An 11,441-nucleotide genomic window follows, 5' to 3' on the forward strand; every position below is an offset into this window, starting at 1 on the left:
GTCGTCGCGTAAGGCACCTCATCCCTTGGTTCGCATTCTGCGGCAAAACATTGCCTCGAGCCAGCACCGAATTGACCATCGTGGGTGCCTGTCGCGACGCGGCAGCGCCCGTCCCCAGTCGACAGAGGGAAAGTGATGATCCACGTGACCGCGCAACGGCTGCTCCCGTACCACGTCCGCGCTGCCGTCTTCGACACGCGATGGCGTGGCCTGGACCCCGGACAGGTCCGTGACCACCTCGACCGGGTGGCGGACGAACTCGAACGCCTGAACCGCGAGCTGATCACCGCGCGGACCGAGGCCGACCGCATCCGGCAGGCGGTTCGGCAGTGGCAGTCCCAGCACCGGGGCTGCCGTCGCCACCCGGCCGGTCGATGACCGGCCAGGCCGGGCGGTTCTGGGCGGCGGTGGAGGATCGTTGTCCGGGCCTGGTACCGGAGCGCGACGCGCCGCTGCTGCACGCGTCCCTGTTGCGGCTGCTGGACGGCGGTGACGATCGGGCCGCGCGCCTGGCGCTGCTGCGGGTGCTGGGCTGCGCGTACCGAAGTTTGGGGTGGCGGTCCTGGCACGCGGCGGCGATCGGCGGCGCGCTGCTGGCTGTGCCGGGCATGCGGTGGTGGCGGGCGTGGCGGCTGGTCGAGCGGACCGCGGCCCGGGTGGGTGACGGGCCGGCGTGGTGGCCGGTCGAGGTGGTCGACCACGACCGCGCCGCCGAGGGCGTCGCGGCGCTGACGGTACGACCGTGGCGGCGGCTGCCGCACCGGCCCGGGCAGGCGGTGCCGGTGTGCACGCCGCACCATCCTGGGCGGTGGCGGTGGTTGTCGCCGGCCAACGCGCCCCGTGCGGACGGCACGGTCGAGTTCCACGTCCGTGCCGTCGGCTCCGTCTCGGGCAGCCTGGTCCGTGCGGTACGCGTCGGGGACCTGCTCCACCTCGGCGCGCCGGCCGATTGCGGGCTGGAGTTGGTCGACGGGGACGACGATCTGCTGCTGGTGGCCGGCGGCACCGGGTTGGCGCCGCTGCGCGCCCTGGTGGAGCAGGTCGCCGACGCGCCGGCCGGCCGGCGGGTGACGGTGATCGTCGGTGCGCGCACGTTCGGCGACGTGTACGACGCGATCGCGTTGGACAAGCTTCAGCAGGCGTACGACTGGTTGCGGATCGTGCCGGCGTTCTCCGACGACCCGGAGGCTCCACCCGCCGAGCAGGGCACCGCGATCGGCCTGGCGATCCACCACCACCGGCCCGGCCAGCACGTGTACGTGTGCGGGCCGCCCGCGATGCTCGCCGCCGCCCGCCGCTGGCTGCCCATTGCCGGGGTGCCCGCCGACCGCCTGCACCTGCCCACGCTCGGGGAGCGATGAGGGTGCCCGGCCCCGCAAGGTTCTCTTTTTCGCGGTATGACTATTTGTCATAATTATGACTGACAGTCATACCGCGAAAAAGAGAACCTTCTCCCCTCGACGAACTCGCCGTAGAGCCGACGAACCCGACCGGGCGTCAGCGGCCCTGGTCGAGGAAGGCGAGCGTGACGGCGGCGAACAGCGGGGAGTCGACGATGTCGTAGTGGCTCAGGCCGGGCAGGATGGCCAGCGCGTGCCCGCCCGCCGGCCGGCCCTCGCCGGTCCAGCCGCCGTCGCGCAGCCCGCCGTCGAGCAGTTTGAACACCTCGACGTAGTGGCTCGGCGGGGCCATGTCGGCGTCGGCGGCCATGATCAGCGTCGGCACCCGCAGGCCCCGGACCTGCTCGGTGAAGTCGAAGTCCTTCTGCATCGCCTCGCCGATCTTGTCGAGCAGCCGGGGGAAGTCCTCCGGGCGCGGTGCGACCCGCTGGTACAGCTCGTACATCGGGGTGTCCTTCATGAACTCGGCCGCCGCGCCGGTCATCTGGCCCTGCTGCGCGAGCATCTCCGGATAGATCGCGTCGCGGCGGATGTTGGCCGACGCGGAGACCAGCCGGCCCACCTTTTCCGGGTGCCGGAACGCCACGTGCATCGCCACCCCACCGCCGAGGGAGAAGCCGACCACGTCCGGCCGGTCCAACCCGAGGTGGTCGATGAGCGCGGCGACGTCGTCGGCCATCAACGCCATGTCGAGCGGACGGTCGACGTCGGCGGTGCGGCCGTGGCCCTGGAGGTCGACCAGGATCACCTGGTGCCCGGCGGCCAGCGCGGGCAGGATCGGCGTGAACATCTCGCCCGAGCCGAGCCCGCCGTGCAGCAGGATCATCGGCCGACCGGCGCCGTGCGTCTCGACGTAGAGGTGGACGCCGTTGACGTCGACGTACTGCCCGGGAGTGGTGGTCATGAGGTGCTCCTTCGGTGTTCCACGGTGACGAACGGTGGACCGGGCGGGCGGGGCGAACTCATCGGCACCCGCGACCCGCGTTTCCGGGGTGCTCGCGTTCCCGCAGCATGTCGGCTAGTTTCGAACAGGTGAGCGAAGTGGCGAGCGTCCCCGTCGAGACGCAACTCGAGACGTACCGGTCGGAGCTGACCGGCTACTGCTACCGGATGCTGGGCTCGGCGTTCGAGGCCGAGGACGCGGTGCAGGACACCTTCGTCCGGGCCTGGCGCAACTTCGACCGGTTCGAGGGGCGCTCCGCGCTGCGGACCTGGCTGTACCGGATCGCGACGAACGTCTGCCTGAACATGGCCGCCAGCGCGCAGCGCCGGATCCGGCCGATGGACCTCGGCCCCGCCGGCAGCGGCACCGCGACCCACCCCGGCGAGCCGCGCCCGGAGCAGATCTGGCTCGGCCCGGTGCCGGACGACCGGGTGCTCCCCGAGTCCGGCGACCCGGCCGAGGTCATCGCCGGGCGGGAGTCGGTCCGGCTGGCGTTCGTCGCGGCGTTGCAGCACCTGCCGCCGAAGCAGCGGGCCGTGCTCATCCTGCGTGAGGTGCTGGCCTGGTCGGCCCAGGAGGTCGCGGACCTGCTCGACACGTCCGTGGCGAGCGTCAACAGCGCGCTGCAACGGGCCCGGGCCACGCTCGCGTCGGCCGACACCGGCGCCGACGTGCGCCAGCCGCTGGACGAGGAGCAGCAGACGCTGCTGGCCCGCTACGTGCGGGCGTTCGAGGCGTACGACCTCACGGCACTCACCGAACTGCTGCACGAGGACGCGACGCTGTCGATGCCGCCGCTGCCGCTGTGGTTGCGCGGGCCCGACCACATCGTGGCGTGGATGACCGGTACGGGCAGTGGCTGCCGGGGATCCCGGCTGGTGCCGGTGGCGGCCAACGGCATGCCGGCGTTCGGGCAGTACCGGCGCGACCCCGACTCAGGGCACGTGCCCTGGTCGCTGATCGTGGTCGGGGTGTCCGGCGGCCGGATCACCGCGCTCCACCACTTCCTCGACACCGACCGCCTGTTCCCGCTCTTCGGCCTGCCGGACCGGCTCGATGAGGGCGTCGGCCAGCCCCAGCAGGTCGGCCAGATCGCGTAGCTCCGGGCCCGCCCCGCGGGTCTCCCAGCGCCAGCCGAACCGCCGGGCGGTCAGCCGGAGCCGGGCCAGGGCCTCGACCGTGACCAGGTCTGGCCGGGTCACCGCGGACAGGTCGCAGACCACCACGCCCGGGTCGCGCCCGCGCAGTGTCTCCGCCAGCTCGGCACAGCGGGCCGCGATGTCCGCGCGGGTCGGCGTCGCACCGGGCAGGCGGAGCACGAGGGTGGTCACGCCGGTCAGACCGGCGTACGGCCCGGTTCTCATCGCACCCGGGCGTGTCCACGGTGGCGACGTCGGTCATCTTGCCGCACGCAGTTACATCGACGTTAACTGCTATACCAATCATCGGTGGGCGGCTATATGATCCCCGGTAGCTCGCCCCGTAGCCTCACGAAACCGCAGCTCCAGCACGCTTCAGGCCGCGTTCCGCACCAGGTGCTCCGCAACGCACCACGCCCGGTGGCCGGCCCGATCCGCCGCGTCGGAAGTGGCGCGGCTCATTGCCGGGTGCTGCGCCCCAACCTGCCGGAAAGGTGGGAACGGATGACCGTGCTCCCGTCCTTGGTCATCGGCATCGCGTCCACGTCGGCCGAACGCCGACAGCTCGCCCAACTGCTCGGCGGCACCGAGACGTTCCTGATCGTCTCCAGCGCCCACCAGGCCCGCCGGTTCCTCGACCTGGTCCGTCGGCCGGCGGTCACGCGGTCGCCCGTCACCCCGACGACCTCCGACGGCGACCTGCCGGCCGACTCCCGGGCCGAGTCACCGTCCCGGCCGGTCGACCCGTCGTCCCGGTCGGTCGACCCGTCGTCCCGGTCGGTCGAGCCGCCCGTTGGTGCGCCGGCCGGGTCATCGGTCGAGCTGTCGGGCCGGTCGCCGGTCGAATCGTCCGGGCTGGAGCTGGCGGTGGACTCCGACCGGCGGGTGCTGCGCTGGCGGGAGCGGGAGGTCGGGTTGACGCCGCTGGAGCACGACCTGCTGGTCTGCCTCGCCGACACGCCCGGCCAGGTCTGGACGTACGCCAGGTTGCACCGCGCCGTCTGGGGCAACGACCATCTCGGTCGGGGTTCCGACATGCACTCGGTGGTGCGCCGCATCCGACACAAGCTGACCCGCCTGAACGCCCCCACCACGATCCACGCCGTCCGAGGCGTCGGCTTCCGCCTGATCCCCTCCTGACCCACCGCCAACACGCGGCGATCTTGCACTTGTGGCCCCCGGCTCGCACCTTTCGCGAGTTTTGTGGGGGCCGAGAGTGCAAGATCGCCGTGCAAGGTGGGTGGGGTGGGTGGGGGCGGGCCGGGTGGCCCGCCCCCGTCGGGTCAGCAGCGGGTGGGGGAGAGGGTGAAGTCCTCGACCGTGGGGGTGGTGGAACTGATCTTCGTCTGGCGGGTCTGGGGCTTCCAGCCGTCCTTCGCGACGATCAGCGTGAGCGGGTTGTTGCGCCGGTCCATCCAGTAGGCGTACCGGCCGTCGGCGTCGGTGGTGAAGGTGTAGGAGCTCGCCCAGGAGTCGACCTGCACGGTCGCGCCCGGCAGCGGGGCGGTGGCGCCCTGGCAGCTCTTGCCGGACACCGTGCCGGACAGCTTGCCCCAGGTGGTCGGCGGCTGCGCGACCATGGTGACCGCCACCGGCGCCACCGTGTACGGGGTGTTCTCCTTGATCACGACGGACGCCGAGTACGTGCCCGGCTGGTCGACGTTCGCGGTCATGCCGACCGTGACCGTGACCTTCGCGCCGGGCGCCAGCGTGACCTTCGACTTGTCGACGGTCAGCCAGCTCACGTCGGCCGCCACCTCGGCGCACTCGCCGAAGCCGGGCAGGACCTCGCTGTCCTTGGTGGCGGTGAAGCCGCCCGACGAGCCGCCGACCTTGTAGAACCCGCAGGCCGCGCCGCCCCGGTAGCGGGGGGCGTTGGCGTTGGGCAGGTTGGCCCAGGAACTGGTCGCCGGGTCGTACGCGAAGCCGGCGTTGGTGATGGCGCCACCCTGCGAACCGCCGACGACCAGCAGCTTGCCGTTCGCCACCGCGTACGAGGCGGCCCAGTTGTCGGCCGGCGCGTCGGCGATGGCGGTCCAGGCGTTGGCGCCCGGGTCGAACGCGTAGCCGGCCTTCTGCGAGTTCGTGCCGTCGTTGCCGCCGGTGCAGTAGACGGTGCCGTCGATCCCGCCGCAGGACAGGAACGCCACCGACTTCGGGTAGGCGGGCAGCGTCTCCCAGGTGTCGGCGCCCGGGTCGTACCGGACGACCGAGTTGGACATCGGCAGGCAGCTCGCCGTGGTGCAGCCACCGATCGCGTACAGCTTGCCGCCCGCGACCGCCTGGCCGGCGGCCGACCTCGGCGCCGGGTTGCTCGCCTTCGCGGTCCAGGTGTTCGCCGCCGGGTCGTACGACCAGGTGGCGCCGTCCGGGCCGGTGGCGCCCCAGCCGCCGCTGGCGACGATCTTGCCGTCGACCACGCCGACAGTCATCGCGGTACGGGCGCCGGGCAGGTCGGCGATGGCGGTCCAGGTCTGCGCGATCGGGTCGTACCGGTAGTTCTTCGCGCTGGACGTGGTGCCGTCGCCGCCACCGATGGAGTAGACCTTGCCGTCGACGGTGACGACCCGGTTGTCCATCACGTTCGCCGGGTAGCCCGGGACGGCGGTCCACGGGTCGGCCTGGGGCGCGGCCGGCGCGACCGACGTCGAGGACTTGCCGGACGAGCGGGCCGCGAACGAGGTCGCCGCGGTCAGTCGCTGCGCCGGCGCGCCGGTCGAGCCGAGCAGCGCCTGCTCGGAGAGCCGGGACCCGTCGGCGCGTTGCAGCACGAACCCGCCGTCACGCTCGCTGAACTCGACGTCGACCGGGGCGCCGCCGGTGTTGGTGACGGTGAACGTCCGGCTGACCTTGCCGCTGGGCATCCGGGCCGTGCCGGTCAGCGACGTCGGCTGCACCGACAGCCGGCCGGCGGCCAGTTGGAACGTGGCAGTGGTGGCCCAGTCCGTCTCGACGTTCACCTGCTTGGTCTGGCTCACGTAGTTGCCGGCGCTGGCGGTGAACGGGTGCGTGCCGGTCAGCGACGAGAACATCCAGTAGAAGCCGTCGGGCAGCTCGGTGTCGTCCGGGGTGGCGACCGTGGTGGCCTTCTCCGCCGGGCGGTCCTTGCTGGTCACGGTGGCGCCGTTGACGTAGCTGTTGTCGTTCTTGTCGCGCACGTGGCCGAGCACCAGGCCGCCGTCGACCGGCTTGCAGACGAGCTTGCTGCCGATCAGCACGTTGTCGACCTCCCACCACCACTCCCAACTCGCGTCGTAGTAGTGGAAGCGGACGCGCACCTGCGACTGGTTCGCCGCCTGCGGGATGGGCACCTCGGTCACCTTGCCGCGTACGTCGGCCGCCTGCCGGAGCACGTTGCTCCAGGTGGTGCCGCCGTCGAGGCTCAGGTCGACGTCCGCGCGGTCGCTGTTCAGCCAGTTGTAGTCCTGGTTGAACCGGATCACCGGCGTACTCACCCCGGTCAGGTCGACGACCGGGCTGACCAGCGAGGTGTCCTGCTTCCCGCCGTTGCCGTAGTTGTCGCTGTCGATGATGGCGAAGTGGCCGTCGCCGCCGGTCAGGTTGCCGCGCTCGCCGGCGTCGGTGAACTCCCAGACCTGGCCGCTGCCGGCGTTGTCCACCACCGACCAGCCGTCCGGCACGCCGGTGCCGTCGAACGTCTCGTACTCGCCGTCCGAGCTGACGGTGTAGCCGGGGGCGGTGGCGCACTTCTCCGGGTCCGCCGGCACCGCGACGTTCGTGGTCAGGTTGCCGGTGCCGACCGTGACCTCCTTGGTGACGGTGAGGTAGCCGGCGTACTGCGGCTCGATCGTGAGCCGGTAGGTCGACCCGGCCGGCAGCTTCAGGCTGTAGCGGCCGGTGGCCGGCGTGGTGTAGTCGGAGATCGGCGTGCCCGCCACGCTCACCTTCGCGTAGAGCGGCCAGCCGTGGCCGGAGCCGTCGGTGACCTGCCCGCTGACGGTGACGCTCGGCACCGCGGTGAGCGTGACGTCGAGCGTGGTGGTGGTGTTCTTGGTGACGGTCGCGGTCAGCGTGCGGCTCGCGTACCCGAAGGCCGAGACCACCACCTGGTAGTCACCGGCGGGCAGCAGCGAGGAGTACGTGCCGTCGGCGCCGGTGGTCAGCGTGCGGTCCGCCGCGCCGGTCAGGGTGACAGTGGCGCCGGCGACCGGGGCGCCGGCCGCGTCGGTGACCTTGCCGGCGAGCGTGCCGTTGTCGCCGATCGGGGCGGCGGCGAGCAGCGCGAGCGCGTCCAGGCGGCCCTCGCCGTAGACGTTGTTGTCGTCCGCGGTGCCGCCGCACTGCGTGTCGGCCTTGTCGACCGCCGTGTCGTTCAGCAGGGCGCGGGTCGCGGTGACGTCGCCGACCAGGGTGGGCGCCGCGGACCAGAGCAGCGCGATCGCGCCGGCCAGGTGCGGCGCCGCCATCGAGGTGCCGCTGATGCTGGCGTACGAGTCGTCCGGCACGCTGGAGCGCACGTTCACGCCCGGGGCCGAGATGTTCGGCTTGATCTCGCCGTTCTGCCCGGTGCCCCGGGACGAGAAGCTGGCGATGTTGTTGTTGACGTCGTACGCGCCGGTCGAGTAGTTGCTGGCCAGGCTGCCCGGCGAGCCGCTGGTCTGGCAGGCGGGGCCGTTGTTGCCGTTGGACCAGACGCCGAAGATGCCGGAGGCGGTCCACGCGTTGGTGACGTCCTCCATGAACGGCTCGTTGGACGGCGCCGTGGTGCCCCACGAGTTGTTGATGATGTTGGGCCGCTTGCTGGCGTCCGGGTTCTGCCCGGCGAGGTCGGTCGGCTCCAGCATCCACTGCCCGGAGGAGATCAGCGCGGCGTCGGTCGGGCAGCAGCCGTTCGCGGCGATCCACTTGACCTCGGGGGCGACGCCGATCTGGTTGGCGCCGTCCGAGCCGGCCATGGTGCCCATGGTGTGGGTGCCGTGCCCGTCGGAGTCGCACGGCCCGTCGCCGCACTCACCGGCCGCGTCGTACCAGTTGTAGTTGTGGTCGAACGTGCCGTCGCCGTTGTTGCCCCGGTAGGCGTTCACCAGCGCCGGGTGGTCGAACTGGACGCCGCTGTCGATGCTGGCCACGGTGATGCCGGCGCCCTTGACGCCGTACTGGGACCAGACGTCGTCGGCGTTGATGTTGGCGATGCCCCACTCCAGGGCGTTCGTCGACTTCTCGTCGGTGCCCGGGGTGGTCTCCGGCAGCTTGTAGTCGACCGGGGCGTAGATGCCGTCGACCTCGGAGTGGGCGGCGAAGTTCTGTGCCATGGTCAGCGAGCCGCCGGAGACCTTGATGGCGTTGGTGGCCCAGAACGTCTGGTACTTCGTGCCCGAGCGGTCCAGCTCGGCGCGGATCTTCGCCTGGCTCTCGGTGGCGGTCTTCTTCAGCGCCGCGGCGACCGCGGTGCCCCGCTGGTCCCAGTCCTTGACGGCGCCGGCCTTGCCCAGGTCGGCCCGGTCGCCGAAGTGGATCCAGAAGTCGCCCTCGCTCTTGCCCTGGAGCTGCCGGGTGAGCTCGGGGCGGATCTTGTCGCCGGCCGACGCGCCGGCGGCCTGCGCCGGAGCGCCGGTGGCGGCCAGCGCGGTCGCGGCGAGCAGCAGGGCGGTGCCCGCGCTCACCAGCCGACCGGCCAGGCCCCTTCGGTGTGGACGTCTCAGCATCGGTGCTGCCTCCTCGAGGATGACCCGCGGGTGGTCGAGCCATGACGGAAGGGTCAGGAGACTGCGCTCCCGACTGGTCACACCGGTTTGAGAAACCCCCCAGGCCCCCTAGGCGCCGTGCGGGTCTACGCCGGCCACCTGAGTGGACACTATGATCGACACCAACGGGCGATCAATGACCGTACGTAAGCAACATGTCACCAACAGGTCCCCGGATTGGTGGCCCGGTTGACAGTCACTGTCACGGTGGGGGGCGGCGTGACGACGGACGACCCGAACGCGACGCTTCCCGGCGCCGACCCGCCGGGGCACCACTTCTCGCTGGTCATCGGCGTGACACCGTCGCCCGCCGAGCGGCTCCGTCTCACCGAGCTGCTGGACGGCGTGGCGCCGCTGCTGCTGGTCGCCGACCTGGACGAGCTGCGCGAGCTGATCGCCCCCGAACGGGAGGCCGTGCCGGCGCCCCCGGCGACACGCGAGTCGCCGCCGGACGGCGCACTGGTGATCGACGCGGCCCGGTCCACCGCCCGCTGGGAGGGCCGGGAGGTCCCGCTCACCCGGCTGGAGCGCGACCTGCTGGCCTGCCTGACCGCCGAGCCGGTGCGGGTGTGGAGCTACGCGGAGCTGCACCGCACGGTCTGGCACGACGCGCCGACGCAGCGCCGCGCCGACGTGCAGTCCCTGGTCAAGCGGCTGCGCCGCAAGCTCGACGAGCTGGGCACCGGCGTCACCATCGTCGCGGTACGCGGCGTCGGGCTGCGGCTCACCGACCACCGCCGCCCCGGGGTCCGGGGCGGTTGACGCATTTTCCTCCACACAGGATTCCGTCCGGCGCGAAAGGGGCAATACCGGAACATGGCACGCTGGCGATGGCTCCTGGCGGACCAGCTCGGTCCCCACTTCCTCGACGACGACGCGCACCGCGTCCTGCTGGTGGAGAACCGCTCGGTGTTCGCCGCCCGGCCGATGCACCGACAGAAGGCGCACCTGATCCTGTCGGCGCTGCGGCACCGGGCCGCCGAACTCGGCGACCGGGCCCGGCTGGTGCGCGCCGACACGTTCCGGGCGGCGCTCACCGAGCTGGGCGAACCGGCCGAGGTGGTGCACCCGTCGTCGCGGGCGGCGCTCGCGTTCGCCCGTACCGTCGACGGGCTGGCCGTGCTGCCGCCGCGTGGCTTCGTCACCGACCGGGCCGAGTTCGCGGCCTGGGCCGACACCCGGCGGGGCCGGCTGCGGATGGCCGACTTCTACCGCTGGGCGCGGGACCGGCACGACGTGCTGCGGGACCTGCCGACACCCACCCGCCGGCCCCGCCCCCGGCTGGTCGACGTGCCGCCACCGCCGCCCGTCGTCGAGGACGACATCGACGCGCAGGTGCGCCGCGACCTCGACCGCTGGCAGGCCGAGGGGATCCGGTTCGTCGGCCGGGACGCACCGCGCCGCTATCCGGCCACGCACGCCGAGGCACAGGCCCGGCTCACCCACTTCCTCGACCACCGGCTGCCCGCGTACGCCGACACCGAGGGCGTGCTCAGCGACCGCGACGGGCTGCTCGCGCACAGCGTGCTCTCGTCCTCGTTCAACCTCGGCCTGCTCGACCCGGAACCGGCGATCCGGGCCGCCGAGCGCGCCGGCCGCGCCGGGACCGCGCCACCAGCGGCGGTGCACCGCTTCGTCCGCGGCCTGTTCGGCTGGCGCGAGTTCCTGTGGCAGCTCTACTGGTACTTCGACCCGCGCTTCCGGGGCGCCGGCTGGCTCCCCGCCACCCGCCCGCTGCCGGAGTGGTTCGACCGGCTCGACGCGGACGCGGTGGAGGCCCGCTGCCTCGCCGACGTGCTGGCCGGCGTGCGCGACACCGGCTGGGCGCACCAGACCGCGCGGCTGACCGTGCTCGCCAACTACGGCCTGCAACGCGGCTGGCGCGCCACCGAGCTGGCCGACTGGTTCGGGCGTAGCTTCGTCGACGGCACCGAATGGGTCATGAACGCCACAGTCATCGGCATGAGCCAGTACGCCGACCTGGCCCGCATCGACACCCAGCCGTGGGTGTTCGACGGCGGCCACCTGGACCGGATCGGCGACCACTGCGGCGGCTGCCGGTACGTGCCGAAGGAGACGCTCGGCGACGACGCGTGCCCGTACACCGGCGGGTTCGAGGCGTTCCTGCACCGCAATCGGGAACGCCTCGCCGGCGACCCGCGGCTCGCCGCCGAGCTGGCCGAGCGCACCGACCCGCAGCGCCGCGACGCGGTGCTGGCGCAGGAGGAGAAGCGCGGCGACGAGGCCCCCTGAG

8 protein-coding genes and 1 pseudogene are annotated in these 11,441 nt (G+C 72.3%); 6 read left to right on the forward strand and 3 right to left on the reverse strand.

The window, feature by feature from the left end:
* The first annotated feature begins 135 nt into the window (after positions 1 to 135).
* Both ACH495_RS14510 and ACH495_RS14515 read left to right on the forward strand, forming a co-directional pair.
* Positions 136 to 378 carry a DivIVA domain-containing protein gene (locus ACH495_RS14510; RefSeq protein ID WP_396858202.1) on the forward strand — a complete coding sequence of 81 codons (243 nt, stop codon included), beginning with the start codon at positions 136 to 138 and terminating at the stop codon, positions 376 to 378.
* Positions 375 to 1,361 (forward strand): oxidoreductase, encoded by a 987-nt coding sequence (locus ACH495_RS14515; RefSeq protein WP_396858203.1) that lies wholly within the window; start codon positions 375 to 377, stop codon positions 1,359 to 1,361. The genes ACH495_RS14510 and ACH495_RS14515 overlap by 4 nt, the downstream gene beginning before the upstream one ends.
* A gap of 136 nt (positions 1,362 to 1,497) precedes the next feature.
* On the opposite strand, the gene ACH495_RS14520 is transcribed toward ACH495_RS14515, so the two are convergent.
* Positions 1,498 to 2,304, reverse strand: a complete 807-nt coding sequence (locus ACH495_RS14520) for an alpha/beta fold hydrolase (RefSeq protein ID WP_396858204.1) — start codon at positions 2,302 to 2,304, stop codon at positions 1,498 to 1,500.
* A gap of 107 nt (positions 2,305 to 2,411) precedes the next feature.
* Between ACH495_RS14520 and ACH495_RS14525 the strand changes: the two genes are divergently transcribed.
* Positions 2,412 to 3,443 (forward strand): sigma-70 family RNA polymerase sigma factor, encoded by a 1,032-nt coding sequence (locus tag ACH495_RS14525; RefSeq protein WP_396858205.1) that lies wholly within the window; start codon positions 2,412 to 2,414, stop codon positions 3,441 to 3,443.
* 30 nt (positions 3,444 to 3,473) lie between these two features.
* On the opposite strand, the pseudogene ACH495_RS14530 reads toward ACH495_RS14525, so the two are convergent.
* Positions 3,474 to 3,707, reverse strand: a pseudogene (locus tag ACH495_RS14530) (hypothetical protein); the annotation flags it as partial.
* Positions 3,708 to 3,986: 279 nt separating this feature from the next.
* Between ACH495_RS14530 and ACH495_RS14535 the strand changes: the two are divergent.
* Entirely contained in the window at positions 3,987 to 4,622 is a 636-nt protein-coding gene (locus ACH495_RS14535) for a winged helix-turn-helix domain-containing protein (RefSeq protein ID WP_396858206.1), read from the forward strand.
* A 143-nt stretch (positions 4,623 to 4,765) separates the two neighbouring features.
* Here the strand turns inward: ACH495_RS14535 and ACH495_RS14540 are convergent, their stop codons facing one another.
* Positions 4,766 to 9,148: a S8 family serine peptidase gene (locus ACH495_RS14540; RefSeq protein ID WP_396858207.1), complete on the reverse strand. Its 4,383-nt coding sequence runs from the start codon at positions 9,146 to 9,148 to the stop codon at positions 4,766 to 4,768.
* Between the two features lie 258 nt (positions 9,149 to 9,406).
* Between ACH495_RS14540 and ACH495_RS14545 the strand changes: the two genes are divergently transcribed.
* Together ACH495_RS14545 and ACH495_RS14550 are read left to right on the forward strand one after the other, a co-directional pair.
* Complete coding sequence (locus ACH495_RS14545; RefSeq protein WP_396858208.1) at positions 9,407 to 9,949, forward strand: winged helix-turn-helix domain-containing protein; 543 nt, start codon at positions 9,407 to 9,409, stop codon at positions 9,947 to 9,949.
* A gap of 54 nt (positions 9,950 to 10,003) precedes the next feature.
* Positions 10,004 to 11,440, forward strand: coding sequence for a cryptochrome/photolyase family protein (locus tag ACH495_RS14550; RefSeq protein WP_396858209.1), 1,437 nt, complete (start codon positions 10,004 to 10,006; stop codon positions 11,438 to 11,440).
* Position 11,441: the final 1 nt, after the last annotated feature.

The sequence above is a fragment of the Micromonospora sp. NPDC018662 genome (assembly GCF_044391475.1).
GTDB lineage: Bacteria > Actinomycetota > Actinomycetes > Mycobacteriales > Micromonosporaceae > Micromonospora.

Bases quoted from the DNA above. Each gene is read 5' to 3' on its own strand.
- ACH495_RS14525 (WP_396858205.1), top strand. From the start codon at position 2,412: ATGTCGGCTAGTTTCGAACAGGTGAGCGAAGTGGCGAGCGTCCCCGTC.
- ACH495_RS14510 (WP_396858202.1), top strand. From the start codon at position 136: ATGATCCACGTGACCGCGCAACGGCTGCTCCCGTACCACGTCCGCGCT.
- ACH495_RS14540 (WP_396858207.1), bottom strand. From the start codon at position 9,148: ATGCTGAGACGTCCACACCGAAGGGGCCTGGCCGGTCGGCTGGTGAGC.
- ACH495_RS14550 (WP_396858209.1), top strand. From the start codon at position 10,004: ATGGCACGCTGGCGATGGCTCCTGGCGGACCAGCTCGGTCCCCACTTC.
- ACH495_RS14535 (WP_396858206.1), top strand. From the start codon at position 3,987: ATGACCGTGCTCCCGTCCTTGGTCATCGGCATCGCGTCCACGTCGGCC.
- ACH495_RS14520 (WP_396858204.1), bottom strand. From the start codon at position 2,304: ATGACCACCACTCCCGGGCAGTACGTCGACGTCAACGGCGTCCACCTC.
- ACH495_RS14515 (WP_396858203.1), top strand. From the start codon at position 375: ATGACCGGCCAGGCCGGGCGGTTCTGGGCGGCGGTGGAGGATCGTTGT.